The sequence below is a fragment of the Cribrihabitans pelagius genome (genome assembly GCF_048820915.1).
Classification (GTDB): Bacteria; Pseudomonadota; Alphaproteobacteria; order Rhodobacterales; family Rhodobacteraceae; genus Cribrihabitans_A; species Cribrihabitans_A pelagius.
Genome location: NZ_JBMERR010000002.1, coordinates 46,091 through 61,736, shown reverse-complemented (window position 1 = coordinate 61,736; position 15,646 = coordinate 46,091). Strand labels below are relative to the sequence as shown.

The 15,646-nt window shown below is 67.2% G+C and carries 17 protein-coding genes; 9 read left to right on the top strand and 8 right to left on the bottom strand.

Going from position 1 to position 15,646, the window contains the following annotated elements:
- The 3 genes from ACOHX0_RS02005 (at window position 1) to ACOHX0_RS01995 (ending at window position 3,476) form a co-directional block, all read left to right on the top strand.
- Window positions 1–336, top strand: coding sequence for an Rdx family protein (locus ACOHX0_RS02005; protein WP_420674962.1), 336 nt, complete (start codon window positions 1–3; stop codon window positions 334–336).
- A 232-nt stretch (window positions 337–568) separates the two neighbouring features.
- The gene (locus ACOHX0_RS02000) at window positions 569–2,599 is read left to right on the top strand and encodes an acetate--CoA ligase family protein (protein ID WP_420674961.1); all 2,031 of its coding nucleotides are present in this window, start codon (window positions 569–571) and stop codon (window positions 2,597–2,599) included.
- Between the two features lie 91 nt (window positions 2,600–2,690).
- Window positions 2,691–3,476, top strand: coding sequence for a carnitinyl-CoA dehydratase (locus ACOHX0_RS01995; protein WP_420674960.1), 786 nt, complete (start codon window positions 2,691–2,693; stop codon window positions 3,474–3,476).
- 108 nt (window positions 3,477–3,584) lie between these two features.
- On the opposite strand, the gene ACOHX0_RS01990 is transcribed toward ACOHX0_RS01995, so the two are convergent.
- Window positions 3,585–4,232 carry a class I SAM-dependent DNA methyltransferase gene (locus ACOHX0_RS01990; protein WP_420674959.1) on the bottom strand — a complete coding sequence of 216 codons (648 nt, stop codon included), beginning with the start codon at window positions 4,230–4,232 and terminating at the stop codon, window positions 3,585–3,587.
- A 74-nt stretch (window positions 4,233–4,306) separates the two neighbouring features.
- On the opposite strand from ACOHX0_RS01990, the gene ACOHX0_RS01985 reads away from it, so the two are divergent.
- Window positions 4,307–5,176: an SDR family oxidoreductase gene (locus tag ACOHX0_RS01985; RefSeq protein ID WP_420674958.1), complete on the top strand. Its 870-nt coding sequence runs from the start codon at window positions 4,307–4,309 to the stop codon at window positions 5,174–5,176.
- Window positions 5,177–5,427: 251 nt separating this feature from the next.
- Here ACOHX0_RS01985 and dxs read toward each other — a convergent pair whose 3' ends face one another.
- The 6 genes from dxs to ACOHX0_RS01955 all read right to left on the bottom strand — a co-directional run bounded on the left by dxs (window position 5,428) and on the right by ACOHX0_RS01955 (window position 10,978).
- Window positions 5,428–7,356 (bottom strand): 1-deoxy-D-xylulose-5-phosphate synthase, encoded by a 1,929-nt coding sequence (gene dxs, locus ACOHX0_RS01980; RefSeq protein WP_420674957.1) that lies wholly within the window; start codon window positions 7,354–7,356, stop codon window positions 5,428–5,430.
- Between the two features lie 51 nt (window positions 7,357–7,407).
- Entirely contained in the window at window positions 7,408–8,292 is an 885-nt protein-coding gene (locus tag ACOHX0_RS01975) for a polyprenyl synthetase family protein (protein WP_420674956.1), read from the bottom strand.
- A gap of 2 nt (window positions 8,293–8,294) precedes the next feature.
- Entirely contained in the window at window positions 8,295–8,537 is a 243-nt protein-coding gene (locus ACOHX0_RS01970) for an exodeoxyribonuclease VII small subunit (protein WP_420674955.1), read from the bottom strand.
- Window positions 8,534–9,472 carry a histone deacetylase family protein gene (locus tag ACOHX0_RS01965; protein ID WP_420674954.1) on the bottom strand — a complete coding sequence of 313 codons (939 nt, stop codon included), beginning with the start codon at window positions 9,470–9,472 and terminating at the stop codon, window positions 8,534–8,536. The genes ACOHX0_RS01970 and ACOHX0_RS01965 overlap by 4 nt, the downstream gene beginning before the upstream one ends.
- Before the next feature lie 295 nt (window positions 9,473–9,767).
- Window positions 9,768–10,469 carry a response regulator gene (locus tag ACOHX0_RS01960; protein ID WP_420674953.1) on the bottom strand — a complete coding sequence of 234 codons (702 nt, stop codon included), beginning with the start codon at window positions 10,467–10,469 and terminating at the stop codon, window positions 9,768–9,770.
- Window positions 10,466–10,978 (bottom strand): MarR family winged helix-turn-helix transcriptional regulator, encoded by a 513-nt coding sequence (locus tag ACOHX0_RS01955; protein ID WP_420674952.1) that lies wholly within the window; start codon window positions 10,976–10,978, stop codon window positions 10,466–10,468. Before ACOHX0_RS01955 ends, ACOHX0_RS01960 begins: the two co-directional genes overlap by 4 nt.
- A gap of 158 nt (window positions 10,979–11,136) precedes the next feature.
- Between ACOHX0_RS01955 and ACOHX0_RS01950 the strand changes: the two genes are divergently transcribed.
- The 3 genes from ACOHX0_RS01950 (at window position 11,137) to ACOHX0_RS01940 (ending at window position 13,743) form a co-directional block, all read left to right on the top strand.
- Window positions 11,137–12,003: a branched-chain amino acid aminotransferase gene (locus ACOHX0_RS01950; protein WP_420674951.1), complete on the top strand. Its 867-nt coding sequence runs from the start codon at window positions 11,137–11,139 to the stop codon at window positions 12,001–12,003.
- A 203-nt stretch (window positions 12,004–12,206) separates the two neighbouring features.
- Window positions 12,207–13,106: a sulfotransferase domain-containing protein gene (locus ACOHX0_RS01945; protein WP_420674950.1), complete on the top strand. Its 900-nt coding sequence runs from the start codon at window positions 12,207–12,209 to the stop codon at window positions 13,104–13,106.
- Window positions 13,107–13,272: 166 nt separating this feature from the next.
- The gene (locus ACOHX0_RS01940; RefSeq protein ID WP_420674949.1) at window positions 13,273–13,743 is read left to right on the top strand and encodes an MgtC/SapB family protein; all 471 of its coding nucleotides are present in this window, start codon (window positions 13,273–13,275) and stop codon (window positions 13,741–13,743) included.
- Window positions 13,744–13,752: 9 nt separating this feature from the next.
- On the opposite strand, the gene ACOHX0_RS01935 is transcribed toward ACOHX0_RS01940, so the two are convergent.
- Entirely contained in the window at window positions 13,753–14,601 is an 849-nt protein-coding gene (locus tag ACOHX0_RS01935; RefSeq protein ID WP_420674948.1) for a LysR substrate-binding domain-containing protein, read from the bottom strand.
- Window positions 14,602–14,709: 108 nt separating this feature from the next.
- On the opposite strand from ACOHX0_RS01935, the gene ACOHX0_RS01930 reads away from it, so the two are divergent.
- Entirely contained in the window at window positions 14,710–15,408 is a 699-nt protein-coding gene (locus tag ACOHX0_RS01930) for an SDR family oxidoreductase (RefSeq protein ID WP_420674947.1), read from the top strand.
- Window positions 15,398–15,646, top strand: a complete 249-nt coding sequence (locus tag ACOHX0_RS01925) for a DUF6552 family protein (protein ID WP_420674946.1) — start codon at window positions 15,398–15,400, stop codon at window positions 15,644–15,646. Before ACOHX0_RS01930 ends, ACOHX0_RS01925 begins: the two co-directional genes overlap by 11 nt.

The window sequence follows — 15,646 nt, the reverse complement described above, 5'->3', positions numbered from 1 at the left end:
ATGGCAGACACCGGCGCCGCCGACGCACCCAATGAGACGGGCGCTGCCCCGAAACCGGTGGTGACGATCACCTACTGCACCGGCTGCAACTGGCTGCTGCGGGCGGGCTGGATGGCGCAGGAACTGTTGCAAACATTCGAAGGCAGCCTCGGCGGCGTCACCCTGGTGCCGGGCGAGTCCGGCGGCATCTTCGAGATCCGCGCCGATGGCGCAGTGATCTGGGAGCGCAAGCGCGATGGCGGCTTTCCCGATGCCAGGGAGCTGAAGCAGCGCCTGCGCGACCGCATTGCGCCGGACCGGGATCTTGGCCATCTCGACCGCAGCACCGGAGGCTAGGGCAGGATGCCTCCGGCGGGGATATTTGAAGCCAGAAGAAGCCAGGGGCGCAGATCCAGCCCCCGGCGGGCCAGGCCGCAACCGGGGGCCTTCTCCTGGCGCGGTCATCGGCGTCCCCGCCTGTACCGCACAATCATTGCGTGTGATTCTGGTAAAGAACCCCTTAATTCTTCTGGCTGGAAATATCCCCGCCGGAGGCTCCCCAACTCTCAAGCAGCGGACCGCTTCTGACATGACACGCGACCTCTCCCGGCTGTTCCGGCCGAAATCCATTGCCGTGATCGGCGGCGGCGCCTGGTGCCGGCTGGTGATCGAGCAATGCCGCAAGATGGGATTTGCGGGTGACATCTGGCCTGTGCATCCAAAGGCCGGCGAGGTTGCGGGCCTGCCTGCATTCCGCGACGCGGAAAGCCTGCCCGAAGCGCCGGATGCGGCCTTCATCGGGGTGAACCGCATTGCCACCATTGAGGTGGTGAGGGCGCTGGCGGCGCGGGGCGCGGGCGGGGCGGTGTGTTTTGCCTCCGGCTTCCTGGAGGCGGCAGCGGAGGATGCCGGGGGCGCGGATCTGCAGGCGCAGCTGGTGGCGGCGGCAGGGGACATGCCCTTCCTCGGGCCCAATTGTTATGGCTTCATCAACTATCTGGACGGCGCGCTGTTGTGGCCGGACCAGCATGGCGGTGCGCGGGTGGAGCGGGGTGTGGCGCTGGTCACGCAGAGCTCGAACATCGCGATCAACCTCACCATGCAGCGCCGCGGGGTGCCGTTGGCCTATGTGGTGACCGCAGGCAACCAGGCGCAGTCGGGCATTGCGGAGATCGGCACGGCGCTGTTGGAGGACGACCGGGTCACCGCGCTGGGGCTGCATATCGAGGGCTTCGGCGATCTGCGCGCTTTTGAGGCGCTGGCGGCGCGGGCGCGGGCGCTGGGCAAGCCGATCGTGGCTCTGAAAGTCGGCAAATCGGCGGAGGCGCGCGCGGCAACCGTGTCGCACACAGCGTCGCTTGCGGGCGGCGATGCCGGGGCCGGGGCGCTGCTGGCGCGGCTTGGCATTCCGCGCCTGGACGACCTGCCCGCCTTCCTCGAGACGCTGAAGCTTTTGCATGTTGCCGGGCGGCTGCCGTCGAACCGGATTGCCTCGATCAGCTGTTCGGGGGGCGAGGCGAGCCTGGCGGCGGATACCGCAGAGGGGAGCGGCGTGGTGTTTCCGCCGCTAACTGCGTGCCAGAAGGCGGATCTGCGGGATGCACTGGGGCCGATGGTGGCACTGGCCAACCCGCTGGACTACCACACGTATATCTGGCGCGACGCATCGGCGATGACCCGCGCCTTTGCTGCAATGGCCGACCCGGAGCTGGCGATCACGCTGCTGATCGCGGACTTCCCCCGCGCCGACCGCTGCGATGCCTCCGACTGGGACTGCGCCATCGAGGCCGCGATCGGCGCCCGGCAGCAGAGCGGCCGCCCGGTGGCGATGGCGGCGACCTTGCCGGAGCTGCTGCCCGAGGATGTGGCAGAACGGCTGATGGCGGCAGGGGTGGTGCCGCTCTGCGGGCTGCGCGAGGCAATTTCCGCCTGCGCGGCGGCCAGCCTGCCGTTGCCGCCGGAGCCCGCGCCCTTGCTGCTGCCGACGCCCGCGGTGGAGCCGGAGCTGATCCCCGAGGCCGAGGCCAAGCGCCAGCTCGCCGCCTATGGCCTGCGGGTGCCGCGGTCCAAGCGCGCTGCCTCGGCCGGAACGGCACGGGCAGTGGCGGTGGATGTCGGATTCCCGGTGGTGCTGAAGGGCGAGGGCGTGGCCCACAAGACCGAGGCCGGGGCGGTGGTGCTCAACCTCGGCTCGGGGCAGGAGGTGAGCGATGCCGCCTTCCGCATGCCGGCCCGGCGCTTTTTGGTCGAGGAGATGGTGACCGGGGCCGTGGCCGAGCTGCTGATCGGCGTGGTGAAGGATCCGGCGCATGGATTTGTGCTGACGCTCGCCGCGGGCGGCACCCTGACCGAAGTGATGCGGGACAGCGCCTCGCTGCTGCTGCCGGCCTCGGATGCGGAGATCGAAGCGGCGCTGCACAGCCTGCGCATTGCGCCACTGCTGGCAGGCTACCGCGGCGCGCCGCCGGCGGACCGCGAGGCGATTCTGCGCGCGGTGCGGGCGGTGGAGCTCTACGTGGTGGAGAACGCCGCCGGACTGGAAGAGATCGAGATCAACCCGCTGCTCTGCACGCCCGAGGATGCGGTGGCGGCGGATGCGCTGATGCGGCGCAAGTACTGAGGCTTGCAACAGGAACCGGCAGCGGGCTTTGCGCCCGGCCTGCCTTGATGCATGAAAGCGGCGCCCGGAGCGGTGCCGGAAGGGAGAGAAGATGACCGAAAGCCCCGTGAAGACGCGCCGCGAGGACGCCATTCTGGAAGTGACCCTGGACCGGCCCAAGGCCAATGCCATCGACCTCAAGACCTCGCGGCTGATGGGCGAGGTGTTCCGGGAGTTCCGCGACGATCCCGGGCTGCGGGTGGCGATCCTGACCGGCGGCGGCGGGAAGTTTTTTTGCCCCGGCTGGGACCTGAAGGCCGCGGCCGATGGCGACGCGGTGGATGGCGATTACGGTGTTGGCGGCTTTGGCGGGCTGCAGGAGATGCGCGGCATGAACAAGCCGGTGATCGCTGCGGTCAACGGCATCGCCTGCGGCGGCGGGCTGGAGCTGGCGATTTCTGCCGACATCATCCTGGCGGCGGAGCATGCCACATTTGCGCTGCCGGAGATCCGCTCGGGCACGGTGGCGGATGCCGCCTCGGTCAAGCTGCCCAAGCGCATCCCCTATCACATCGCGATGGAGCTGCTGCTGACCGGGCGCTGGTTCGACGCGGAGGAAGCGCACCGCTGGGGGCTGGTGAACGAGATCGTGGCGGCGGAGCGGCTGATGGACCGCGCCTGGGAGATGGCGCGGCTGCTCGCCTCGGGGCCGCCCTTGGTCTATGCGGCGATAAAGGAGATCGTGCGCGACGCCGAGGACAGCAAGTTCCAGGATGCGATGAACCGGATCACCCGGAGCCAGCTGGCCACGGTGGAGCGGCTCTATCGTTCGGAGGATCAGCTGGAGGGCGCGCGCGCCTTTGCGGAGAAGCGCGATCCGGTCTGGAAGGGCGAGTAGCAGCAAGCGGCGGAGGAGACGGCAGGTGGGGGCTCCCGCCCGCCGGGCGGGCATCGGAGATACCCTCCCGGCCGTTGGGCCGGGCGCCGCGCTGGCGCGCGGCGCGGGTCAGATCCGGCGGAACAGGGCGATCAGCGCGGTGTCCCCGGCGTGATCGCCAGCCGCCGCGCCATTGGCGCGCGTGTCGTAAATCGGCACCTCACAGAGCGTCAGGGTCTTGATCCATTGCCCGCGCAACAGCCGGTCGAAGGCTCCGGCGAAACCGGCCTTCTTGTAGAATTTCGTGTTAATCGAAAGGGCAAACTGCGCATTCGGCGCCGCCACCCGCAACAGCGCGGGCAGCACCTCGGGGCCGATGTGGCCGTGGGTGAAGGTGCCGCAGGAGATCACCCCGCGGTAGGCGTTGCGCGGCACTGGGATGCCGAGCCGCAAGTCGGCTTCGATCACGTCGCGGTAGACGTCCTTGCGCAGCGCCTCGCGCAGCATTTCGGGGCTGATGTCGGTGGCGTCAATAGGGCCGGTGCCAAGTGCCTGCAGCGCCTCGCCGCAGAGGCCGGTGCCTGCGCCCACGTCGAGCACCGGACCGCGCCCGCCCGCCGCGGCAAAGGCCTTGGCGGTCTGGGCCGGCAGGATATAGCCTTGCCTGGCTGCAAACTGCGCATCATAGGTCTCGGCCCAATCCGCATAGAGCCGCTTGGCGCCTTGCGGGGATTGCAGGGAATAGGCCTTGGACAGGTCCGGTTTGTCATTGTTCATGGCAGGCATGAAAGGGCGGCAGGAGATTCGAATCAAGCCTTGCACTGCCGGATCCGCCGCCGCATCTATGGGCCATGAAAAAAACGCTTCTGTGTCTGGGATTTGGCTATACCGCGCGGGCGCTGGCGCCGCGGCTGCTGGCGGAGGGCTGGCGCATCATCGGCACCTCGCGGGAGGCGGCGGGGTTTGAAGGTGTGGAGATGATCACCTGGCCGGGTGAGGCGGTGCCGCTCGAGGGCGTGACGCATCTGTTGAGCTCGATTGCGCCGGAGGAGGCGGGCGATCCGGTGCTGGCGGTGATGGGAGGCCAAATCGCCGCGGCGCCGGACCTGGAGTGGGCGGGCTATTTGTCGACCACCGCGGTCTATGGCCACCACGATGGCGCCTGGGTGGATGAGACGGCGCCCCTTACCCCTTCCAGCCGCCGCGGCGCCTGGCGGGCGCGGGCCGAGGCGGAATGGCAGGCCATCGCCGGCCTGCCGCTGCACATCTTCCGGCTTGCTGGCATCTATGGCCCCGGCCGCGGCCCCTTTGCCAAGCTGATGGCGGGCCGCGCGCGGCGGATCGTGAAACCGGGCCAGGTGTTCTCGCGCATCCATGTCGACGACATCGCGCAGGTGCTCGCGGCTTCCATCGCGCGGCCCAACCCGGGGGCGGTCTACAACGTCTGCGACAACGACCCAGCCCCGCCGCAGGATGTGCTGGGCTATGCGGCGGAGCTCTTGGGTCTGCCGGTTCCGCCCGAGGTGCCTTTCGAGGAGGCCGGCATGAGCGCGATGGCGCGCAGTTTCTACGGCGAGAACAAGCGGGTGCGGAACCGGCGCATTAAGGAGGATCTGGGGGTGGAGCTGCTGTACCCGACCTACCGCGAGGGGCTGCGCGCGGTGCTGGCGGCCGAGGACATGGAGAGCTTCGTGCCGCCATCGGAGCCGCCGGGGGTGTGAGGCCCGGGGCCGGGCCGTCTGCGGTCAGGAACGGGCCTTTCTGCTGCCTTGGGGCACTCGGCCGCGTCCGTGATGCGCAGCGGAAGAAGTGAAATCCACTATCCCGTGTTTGGGTAGAGAGCCCCGCCTCTCCGGCGCGCGCCGGCGATGCGCGGCGGCCTGCGGCCTTGTCCCGCGCAGACAACACTCAAGACGGAGCGATGCGTCACGCATGAGAGCGTGCCAATACGGCATGATTGACAATCAGGGGGTTACGCCCGCTTCTCCGCAATCGTCGCCACGCCCAGAACCTCGAGCACTTTGGCTTCGATCTGCGGCGCGTTCATTGCCGCGGCTTCATACATGTCCGCCGGGCTGGCCTGGTCGATGAAAGTATCGGGCAGCACCATGGACCGGTACTTGAGCCCCTCGTCGAAAACGCCTTCCTCGGCCAGGAGCTGCGCCACGTGGGAGCCGAAGCCGCCCACCGCGCCTTCCTCTATGGTGATCAGCGCCTCGTGACCGGCCGCCAGCTTTAGGATCAGATCGCGGTCCAGCGGTTTGGCGAAACGGGCGTCTGCGATTGTCGGGGTGATACCCTTGGCGGCGAGCGACTCGGCGGCCTTCTTCACCTCGCCCAGGCGGGTGCCGAAGGACAGGAGGGCGACGCGCTTGCCCGTTTGGATCATCCGGCCCTTGCCGATCTCCAGCACTTGCGGCTCATCCGGCATTTCGACGCCCTCGCCCTCCCCACGGGGGTAGCGGAAGGCGATGGGGCCGTCGTCATGCGCGGCGGCGGTGGCGGTCATGTGGACCAGCTCGGCCTCGTCGGCGGCGGCCATCACCACCATGCCGGGCAGGTTCGTCATATAGGCAATGTCGAAGGAGCCCGCATGAGTGGCGCCGTCGGCGCCGACCAGCCCGGCGCGGTCGATGGCGAAGCGCACCGGCAGGCGCTGGATCGCCACGTCGTGCACGACCTGATCGTAGCCGCGCTGCAGGAAGGTGGAATACATAACGCAGAAAGGCTTCATCCCGCCCGCCGCAAGTGCGGCCGAGAAGGTGACGCCGTGCTGCTCGGCAATGCCCACGTCGAAGGTGCGCGAGGGGTAGCGTTCGGCCATCAGGTTGAGGCCGGTGCCGTCCGGCATCGCGGCGGTGACGGCGCAGATCTTGTCGTCCTCGGCGGCGAGCTTCACCAGCGTGTTGCCGAAGACGGACGTGTAGGAGGGCGCGTTGGAGGGCGCCTTCTTCTGCTCGCCGGTCACCATGTCGAACTTGGCGGTGGCATGGCCCTTGTCCCGGGCAGCCTCCGCGGGCGCGTAGCCCTTGCCCTTCTTGGTAAGCACGTGGATCAGGATCGGCCCGGAGGCGCGGGATTTCACCGTGCGCAGAACCGGCAGGAGCTGGTCGAGGTCATGGCCGTCGATGGGTCCGAGGTAGGAAAAGCCAAGCGCTTCGAACAGGGTGCCGCCCACCGCCATGCCCTTCAGCATGTCCTTGGCGCGTTTGGCGCCTTCGCGGAAGGGGCCGGGCAGCAGTGAGACGGCGCCCTTGGCGGCGGCCTTCAGCTCCTGGAAGGGCTCACCGGCGTAAAGCCGCGACAGATAGGACGACAGCGCCCCCACCGGCGGCGCGATCGACATCTCGTTGTCGTTCAGGATCACGATCAGCCGCTTGCCGAGGTGGCCTGCGTTGTTCATCGCCTCAAACGCCATGCCAGCGGACATCGAGCCGTCGCCAATCACCGCGATGGCGTCGCCCAGCCCCTCGGGCACCACGCCGCCGAGGTCACGCGCGGTGGCAAAGCCAAGGGCGGCGCTGATCGAGGTGGAGCTGTGTGCCGCGCCAAACGGGTCGTATGGCGATTCCGAGCGCTTGGTGAAGCCCGAGAGCCCATCCTTCATCCGCAGGGTGCGGATGCGGTCGCGGCGGCCGGTGAGGATCTTGTGCGGGTAGCACTGGTGCGAGACGTCCCAGATCACCTTGTCGCGCGGGGTGTCGAAGACCGCGTGCAGCGCCACGGTCAGCTCCACCACGCCAAGGCCTGCGCCGAGGTGGCCGCCGGTGACCGAAACGGCCGAGATGGTTTCCTGCCGCAGCTCATGCGCCAGCTGGTCAAGCTGCCGGTCGCTCAGCCCCTTCAAATCCGCCGGGCGGGCGATCTGGTCCAGAAGCGGGGTCTTGGGCCGGTCGGACATGGTGTCTCCTTGGGCTGCGCCGGGCAGGATGCGGGGGCGTGGCGCGCGGGGTTAGCTGTCGCGGGCAATAACGAAACGCGCAGCCTCCTTCAAGGTTGCGGCCGCAGCGCCATATGGGACGAGCGCCTCGCAGGCCTCGGCGGAAAGCTGCCGGGCGCGGGTCTTGGCGGCCTCCAGCCCCAGGAGCGAGACAAATGTCGCCTTGCCCGCCTCGGCATCCTTGCGCACCCGCTTGCCGACCTTGGCGGCGTCGCCCTCCACATCGAGAATGTCGTCGGCGATCTGGAAGGCAAGGCCAAGCGCGGTTGCATAGTGCCGCAGCGGGGCGGGGTCGGCGCCTGCCAGCACCGCGCCGGCGGTGGCAGACCATTCGATCAGGCAGCCGGTCTTGCGGCTCTGGAGCAGGGTGATCTGGTCCAGCGTCAGCGGGGTGCCCGCGGTTTCAGCCGCGATGTCCAGCATCTGGCCCGACACCATGCCGTCCTTGCCGGAAGCCTGCGCGAGGCCACGGATCAGCGGCAGCGCATTGGGGCCGAGGCCGGGGTCCGTCAGCAGCTCGAAGGCGAAGCTTTGCAGGCTGTCGCCCGCCAGCACCGCCGTTGCCTCGTCCCACTTGCGGTGCAGGGTGGGCTGGCCGCGGCGCAGATCGTCGTCGTCCATGCAGGGCAGGTCGTCATGCACCAGCGAGTAGGCGTGAATGCATTCGATCGCCAGCGCCGCCTCCAGCGCTGCGGCCTCGGCGACGCCGTGCAGCCGGGCGCTTTCCAGCACCAGGAAGCCGCGCAGCATCTTGCCGCCGGCCAGCGCATAACGCATCGCCGCGTGCAGATCGTCGCCGCCCGCCAGCCGCGCCTCCGCATGGGCGGATATGCGGGACTGGGCGTCCGCGAGCGCAGTCGCAAAAGGGCGGGAGGCTGCCTCCAGCACGGCCGTCATGTTCAGCCCGCGTCCAGCGGCGTGGTGCCGGTCGGCGTGCCGTTGGCGTCGAGCGTGATGGCGGCGACCTTTTCCTCGGCGCGCTTCAACTCGTCCTCGCAGCGCTTCTTCAGCGCGGCACCGCGCTCGTAAAGCGCGATCGAGGCGTCCAGCGCCACGTCGCCGCGTTCCAGCTGGTCGACCACGCCTTCCAATTCGCGCATCGCCTGTTCAAAGCTCATCTGTTCGACGGGGGTCTCGGTCATGATGCTGCCCTTATCAATTCTTCCACATGCGCGCGCGCCGACGCGGCCAGCGCGTTCAGATCATATCCGCCCTCCAAAGTCGAGACGATACGGCCCTGGCAGAGCTCCTCCGCAAGAGCGCAGAGTTCGGCAGTGAGCCAGGCGAAATCGGCGGTGCTCCAGTTCAGATTGGCCAGCGGGTCGTCCTGGTGGGCATCGAATCCGGCGGAGAGGATGATCAGCTCCGGCTTGAAGGCGCGCAGGCGCGGAAAGGCCTGGTCCACATAGGCCGCACGCATGTGCGGGCCATCGGTGCCGGGCGCCAGCGGCAGGTTGAGGATCTGGCCATGGGCGCCGTCCTCCTCGGGCCGGCCGGAACCGGGCCAGAGCGGCATCTGCTGGCTGGAGATGAACAGCGCGCGCGGCTCGTCCCACAAAAGATCCTGGGTGCCGTTGCCATGGTGCACGTCGAAATCCACTACCGCGACACGTTCGAGCCCGTGGTGGCCGAGCGCGTGTTTCGCGGCCAATGCCGCGTTGCCGAACAGGCAAAAGCCCATCGCGGTTTCGGTTTCCGCGTGATGGCCGGGCGGGCGCACCGCGGCAAAGGCGTTCTGCACCTCGCCGCCCAGCACCATGTCCACGGCGCGCAGCACGGCGCCCGCGGCACGGAAGGCCGCATCGAGCGAGCCCGGCGACATGAAGGTATCGCTGTCGATCTGGGCAAAGCCTTCGGCGGGCAGGGTGTCGCGCAGTTCGGCCAGGTAGGCGGCCGGGTGGAGGCGCAGGATGTCGTCCTCGGCGGCCATCGGGGCGGTGACCCGGGTGAGGTCCAGCGGCTCCAGTGCGTGCAGCACGTGTTCCAGCCGCGCGACCCGCTCGGGATGGCCGTCGGGGGTGACGTGCTGCAGGCAGTCGGCGTGGGTGATGAGGGCCGTTCTGGGGGCGGTGATCATCGGCTTCTTGTCCTCCTGCGTCCGGGGTTGCCTGCGAGGGTAGGGGGCGGGGCGGCAGCGGGGCAAGCGGGAACTGGAGCGGGCAGAGCCGGGGCGCTGTCCCGGACCCCGGGGTATTTCGGGTCAGAAAGTGGGGCGGGGGCTGCGTTTCAGAGGCGGCGGGAGCGAGGGGGAGGCCGGGCTATGGGTATTTTTGGTCAGAAAGCGGCTGCCAGGGGTAGCGGCCGGACGGCGCCGGAGCCAGCCGGGGGATTGGAAGCCTGAGACTGGCGAAACGGAGTTTTCTTGAGCAGCTTCAGTCGGGGGCCAGCATGTAGCCTGCGCCGCGCACCGTCTGCAGGTATTGCGGCTGCTTGGGATTCGGCTCGATCTTGCGGCGCAGGCGGGTGATCTGCACATCGACCGCGCGTTCCTGAGCCTGGCCGCGGTCGCGGCCGAGGTCCTCGACCAGTTTGCTGCGCGAGACCGGCTCGCCCGGCTGCGCCGAGAAGATCCGCATCAGCTGGCTTTCGGTGCCGGTGAGGCGGATCAGCTCGTCGCCCTGCCACATTTCGCCGCGTTCGATGTCATAGCGGATCGCCCCCAGGTGCAGCACCTTGGGGGCGCTGTCCGCGGCGGCGGTGTCCGGCATCCGCCGCAGGATGGCGTTGACGCGCAGCAAGAGCTCCTTGGGCTCGAAAGGTTTGGAGAGGTAATCGTCGGCGCCCGCCTCCAGCCCTGCGATGCGGTCGTCGGTTTCGCCCTTGGCCGTCAGCAGCAGCACCGGCGTGGCCATCCGGCTGCGCAAGGAGCGGGTGAGGGCAATGCCATCCTCACCGGGCATCATCACGTCGAGGACGATGAGGTCGAAGTCCAATCCTGTCAGCAGGCGGCGGGCATGGGCGGCATCGCGCGCGGCCGTGACCAGAAAGCCCGCGCGCATCAGGAACTTGCGCAACAGGCCGCGGATGCGCTCGTCGTCGTCGACGATCAGCAAGTGGGCATCGGCCGCGTTCATGGGCCGCTGTCCCGGAGCTTGGCGTAGGCGCGGCGCATGTCGGCGTCCATCATCGCCTCCAGCACTTTCTTGAAGCCCTGCACCGCGTCCGGTCCCGCCTCTTTGTAGGCGGCGCGCATGCGGGCGCGCTGCGCGTCCGAGAGGGTTGCCTCCAGCGCCTCGCCCGCCTCGGTGAGGGAGAGGTGGCGTTCGCGCTTGTCGAGCTGGCCGACCCGGCTTTCCACCAGGCCGTCGCCGATCAGCGTGCGCAGCACCCGGTTCAGCGACTGCTTGGTGACGCCGAGGATCGACAGAAGGTTGTTGACCGTGGTGCCGGGCGCGCGGTTGATGAAATGGATGGCGCGGTGATGCGCGCGGCCGTAAGACATTTCCGCCAGGATCCGGTCCGGGTCGGCGGTGAAGCCCTGGTAGGCGAAAAACATCGCCTCGATCCCCTGGCGCAGCTGCTCATCCGTTAGAAACAGCAGGCTTTCGCTGCCAAATCCCTGCCCTGATCGCCCTTCCGGCATTGGTGTCCCCTTCTTCGTCTTGCCGTCAGTTTAAGTCAGCCTTGTTGACATTCCAAGTCCGAAGATGTATCGAATCGAAGCTTTGGCGCAATATTATGTCCGCAGCGGCCATTTCGGGCGCAACTAATGCAAACACCCTGAGGGTGAGGAGGTATGACATGGCGGGATATGAGGACCGTGACGGTTTGATCTGGATGGATGGCGAGCTGGTCGATTGGCGGGATGCCAAGGTGCACATCCTGACCCATGCGATGCATTACGCCTCCTCGGTATTCGAAGGCGAGCGCGCCTATAACGGCAAGATCTTCAAGAGCCGGGAGCATTCCGAGCGGCTGATCGCCTCGGCCGATGCTCTGGACATGCCGATGCCTTACACCGTGGATCAGATCGAAGCCGCCAAGGAAGAGACGCTGAAGGCCAGCGGGCTGCAGGACGCCTATGTGCGGGCGCTGGTCTGGCGCGGCGCGGGCGAGGATATGGGCGTGGCCTCGGCCCGCAACCCGGTGCGGATGGCGATCGCGGTCTGGGGCTGGGGCGCCTATTACGGCGATGCCAAGATGCAGGGCGCCAAGCTCGACATCGCGGAATGGAAGCGGCCCAGCCCGGAGACCATCCCGGTGCATGCCAAGGCGGCCGGCCTCTACATGATCTGCACCATCTCCAAGCACAAGGCGGAGGCCAAGGGCTGCTCGGATGCGCTGTTCATGGATTACCGCGGCTATGTGGCGGAGGCGACCGGCGCCAACATCTTCTTCGTGAAGGACGGCGAGGTGCATACGCCCCTGCCGGATTGCTTCCTCAACGGGCTGACCCGGCAGACCGTGATCCAGATGCTGAAGGACAAGGGCATCACCGTGCATGAGCGCCACATCATGCCCGAGGAGATGGAGGGCTTCGAGCAGTGCTGGCTGACCGGCACCGCCGCCGAAGTGACGCCGGTGGGCGAGATCGGGCCCTACAAGTTTGAGGTCGGCGCGCTGACCCGCGGGATTGCGCAGGACTACGAGAAGCTGGTGCGCTCGTAAGCCGGGCGCGCGAGGAACTTTGGGCCGACCCCCGCCATGAGCGCCAGCCCTTCGCGGCACAAGGTGCAGGCGGGGGTTCTCAGGGCTTGGAGCGCAATGGCCGTTCCGGGCCCACCTCAACCGATGCTGCAGGCTTTACTTGGGTCCGCTTTTTTTGTGCGCGCCGGCTTTCGCTGTTCCCGAAGAACACGTAGCTGACAGGTATGCTTCGCAGCCCTCAACCACCAAGTCGTCGTTACACCGGCAAAATTGCCGATCCCGAGCGCTGGAACAGCTTGAAGCCGCGGCCGGGTGACATTGTGGTTTCCACGCCCCCAAAGTCCGGAACGACATGGACGCAAGGTATTCTGGCATTGCTTTTATCCGGCGATCCCAACGTAGATGCCGCGATCTCCCGGAATGCACCCTGGATAGACATCGAAACACCCGAACAGGACGAGATCATTGCAGCGCTCAACGCTCAGACGGGCCGCCGCCAGATAAAGACTCACACGCCTCTTGACGGTATCCCCCTGTGCCCTGATCTCAGTTACATTTCAGTTTTTCGCCATCCAATCGACGTGCACCTTTCCTTCAGGCGGCACGTCGAAAACATGAAACAGGATGTGCTAGGCGATATTTATCCGCCTGACATTCATGAAGGATTCCGCATTTTTCTCGAAGGCGATCATCGCGACGGAGCGAGCCTTGAATCCATCGCCGATCATTTTCGCAGCGCACTGGAGTTGGCTGGCCAGACGAACTTTTTGTGTTTGCACTACGCCGACATGATCCGTGATTTGAACGCTGCCGTCCATCAGATTGCAGAACACGTCTCCATCCTGCATCCGCCTGCTTTGATGGATGAATTGATCGCCGCCGCAAAGTTCGAGAACATGAAGAAAAACGCGGAGCGCTTCGCGGTTTCAGCAGGCGAAGGTTTTTGGCAAAAGGACTCGGATTTCTTCGACAGCGGAACTTCTCAAAAGTGGCTCGGCGTCCTCACCGGCACAGATCTAGCCGCCTACAACGCCCGTATAACTGACCTGCTCAGCGAAGAGGAACGGCATTGGCTTGAGCATGGTGGCGGCAGCTTGCGCAACGCGTTTCAGTACTTGCGCTAAACCGGTGTTGGTGCAGCCTTGGAGAAAGCTCACTTCGTCCATTTAATGCGGGGGCTGGCGATGTGCCGAAAATCCGCGCGGGGGGTCATCAGTCCAGGGCGCGCAGCAGGTGTTTGGCGCGCCGCCCGTTTCCGCTACCGTGGCATTCAGGCGGCAGGAGAACGGGATGGAACTGAATTTTGCCTATGTGGAGCTGACGGAACTGTGCCTGCGGCTGCTTTGTGCAGCGGCGGCTGGGGCGCTGCTGGGGCTCGACCGGGAACTGAGGCACCGCAAGGTGGGTATCCGCACCTATATGATTGTGTCCTTGGGCGCAGCCAGCTTTGCGCTGATTACGATGGAGATGTCGTTGCAGGCGGTGGAGCTGGAGCTGAACGCCGATCCGACCCGGCTGATGCAGGGGCTGATCGGGGCGATCGGCTTCCTGGGTGCGGGGGCGATTATCCAGGGCGACGAGCGGGTCGGCGGCATGGCGACGGCGGCGAGCCTTTGGGTGGCGGGATCGGTTGGGATGGCGTCGGGGCTGGGGTATTACGTGCATGCGGGGCTGGCGGCGGCGGCGACGGCAGCCATCCTGGCGATGAGCCGCCTGATGAGCAGCCGCGGCAGCAAGGACCGCCCGGATATGGATGGTTGAGCGCTCGGTCTACTGGCTCAGCAGCCAGCGGGCGACGACTGCGGCGGCGGGGCTGCGGGCGGGCCAGAGCACGTGGAAGCCCTGGTCCCGGGCGTGATCTTCGGTTTCGGGGGCCTGCCAGACGGCTTCCAGGGGCTGGCCGCCCAGAAACAACCGCGGCACCAAGGCGATGCCCTGGCCGTTCACCGCCGCGTCCATTGCCAGTGCGGTCTGGTTGAATTGCAGCATTCTGCCGCGCGGGTTCAGCCCGGAGTCGCGCAGCAGCCGGTCCCAGTGGCGGTGGCCGTCCTGGATCAGCGTGGCGCCTGCCAGTGTCTCCAGATCCGGCGATTTCCCAAGTGTCTGAGCCACGTCGGGATGCACCGCCGCCACCAGATCGAGCGGCGCGAGCAGCGCTGTCTCCAGTCCCGCAGCTTGCGGTTTGCTGCCTTGGCGGATCGCCAGCCCGGCGCCGCCGGGGCGCAGGTCGGCGAGGCTCTCTTCCGCCACCACGCGCAGTTCGATCTCCGGGTGGGCGGCGCCGAAGGCGGGCAGGCGGGGCAGCAGCCATTTTGAGGCCAGCGAGGGCGGCACCGACAGGGTGACGCGGTGGACATCAGGGGCCAGCTTGCCCGTTGCCTCGGCGATCAGCGCCAGCGCCTGGCGCACCGGGGCGTGGTAGCCGCGCCCGGCGTCGGTGAGGGTGAGGCCGCGGGCGTGGCGGCTGAACAGCTTGTGGCCCAGCTCCAGCTCCAGCTTGCGCACCTGCTGCGCCACGGCGCCCTGGGTCAGGTGCAGCTCCTCCGCGGCGCGGCCGAAGTTCAAGTGGCGGGCAGCGGCGTCGAACATCCGCAGGGCGTTCAGATTGGGCAGGCGCATAGGATTTCAGCCAGTAGTTTTGCTACAGTCTGAAGCGATCAGACATGATTGGTCAAGCGGCGATGCGGCGCGCATATTCGCGGCAGCAGCAAATCAGGAGAATTCGCCATGACCAAGGTAGCAGTCTTTACCGCCGCAGGCAGCGGCATGGGCGCAGACGCGGCGCGGCATCTGCACGAACAGGGTTACGAGGTGGCGATCCTTTCGCCCTCGGGCCGCGGCGCGGCGCTTGCGGAGGAGCTGGGCGGCGTGGGGCACACCGGCTCCAACCTGTCGCCTGAGGACCTGCAGGCGCTGGTGGACAAGACGATGGACCGCTGGGGGCGGATCGACGTGCTGGTGAACTCCGCAGGGCACGGGCCCAAGGGCGATATCCTGGAGATCAGCGATGACGACTGGCACCTGGGTATGGACGTCTACCTGATGAACGTGATCCGACCGGCGCGGCTGGTGGCGCCGGTCATGGCGGCGCAGGGCGGCGGCTCGATCGTCAACATCTCCACCTTTGCAGCATTCGAGCCCGATCCGCTGTTCCCCACCTCGGGCGTGTTCCGGGCCGGGCTTGCAAGCTTCACCAAGCTGTTTGCGGACAAGTTCGCCGCTCAGGGCGTGCGGATGAACAACGTGCTGCCGGGCTTCATCGACAGCCTGCCGGAAACCGCAGACCGCAAGGCGCGCATCCCTATGGGGCGCTATGGCACCGCCCGCGAGGTCTCGGCGCTGGTGGCCTATCTGGCCTCCGATGCGGCGGCCTATACTACCGGACAGAATATTCGCATTGACGGCGGGCTGACCCGTGCGGTCTGAAGCGCGCAGCCTGCCGGCGGCGTTGCCGCCGGTCTTCGTACTGAAATGGGCGGCGTCGGTGATCCAGATCCTGGGTTACGCCGCCACCGCCTGGGGCGCGCACCCCTGGAACATCTACCTGTTCTTTGCCGGTCTGACCGGGTGGTTCCTGGTTGGCGTGTTGTGGAACGACCGCGCGATCATGCTCATCCACGCGGTGGCGCTGGGCGCGATGGTCGTGGGCTTCTGGTCAGGATAG

Bases quoted from the DNA above. Each gene is read 5' to 3' on its own strand.
- ACOHX0_RS02005 (WP_420674962.1), top strand. From the start codon at position 1: ATGGCAGACACCGGCGCCGCCGACGCACCCAATGAGACGGGCGCTGCC.
- ACOHX0_RS02000 (WP_420674961.1), top strand. From the start codon at position 569: ATGACACGCGACCTCTCCCGGCTGTTCCGGCCGAAATCCATTGCCGTG.
- ACOHX0_RS01995 (WP_420674960.1), top strand. From the start codon at position 2,691: ATGACCGAAAGCCCCGTGAAGACGCGCCGCGAGGACGCCATTCTGGAA.
- ACOHX0_RS01990 (WP_420674959.1), bottom strand. From the start codon at position 4,232: ATGAACAATGACAAACCGGACCTGTCCAAGGCCTATTCCCTGCAATCC.
- ACOHX0_RS01985 (WP_420674958.1), top strand. From the start codon at position 4,307: ATGAAAAAAACGCTTCTGTGTCTGGGATTTGGCTATACCGCGCGGGCG.
- dxs (WP_420674957.1), bottom strand. From the start codon at position 7,356: ATGTCCGACCGGCCCAAGACCCCGCTTCTGGACCAGATCGCCCGCCCG.
- ACOHX0_RS01975 (WP_420674956.1), bottom strand. From the start codon at position 8,292: ATGACGGCCGTGCTGGAGGCAGCCTCCCGCCCTTTTGCGACTGCGCTC.
- ACOHX0_RS01970 (WP_420674955.1), bottom strand. From the start codon at position 8,537: ATGACCGAGACCCCCGTCGAACAGATGAGCTTTGAACAGGCGATGCGC.
- ACOHX0_RS01965 (WP_420674954.1), bottom strand. From the start codon at position 9,472: ATGATCACCGCCCCCAGAACGGCCCTCATCACCCACGCCGACTGCCTG.
- ACOHX0_RS01960 (WP_420674953.1), bottom strand. From the start codon at position 10,469: ATGAACGCGGCCGATGCCCACTTGCTGATCGTCGACGACGACGAGCGC.
- ACOHX0_RS01955 (WP_420674952.1), bottom strand. From the start codon at position 10,978: ATGCCGGAAGGGCGATCAGGGCAGGGATTTGGCAGCGAAAGCCTGCTG.
- ACOHX0_RS01950 (WP_420674951.1), top strand. From the start codon at position 11,137: ATGGCGGGATATGAGGACCGTGACGGTTTGATCTGGATGGATGGCGAG.
- ACOHX0_RS01945 (WP_420674950.1), top strand. From the start codon at position 12,207: ATGCTTCGCAGCCCTCAACCACCAAGTCGTCGTTACACCGGCAAAATT.
- ACOHX0_RS01940 (WP_420674949.1), top strand. From the start codon at position 13,273: ATGGAACTGAATTTTGCCTATGTGGAGCTGACGGAACTGTGCCTGCGG.
- ACOHX0_RS01935 (WP_420674948.1), bottom strand. From the start codon at position 14,601: ATGCGCCTGCCCAATCTGAACGCCCTGCGGATGTTCGACGCCGCTGCC.
- ACOHX0_RS01930 (WP_420674947.1), top strand. From the start codon at position 14,710: ATGACCAAGGTAGCAGTCTTTACCGCCGCAGGCAGCGGCATGGGCGCA.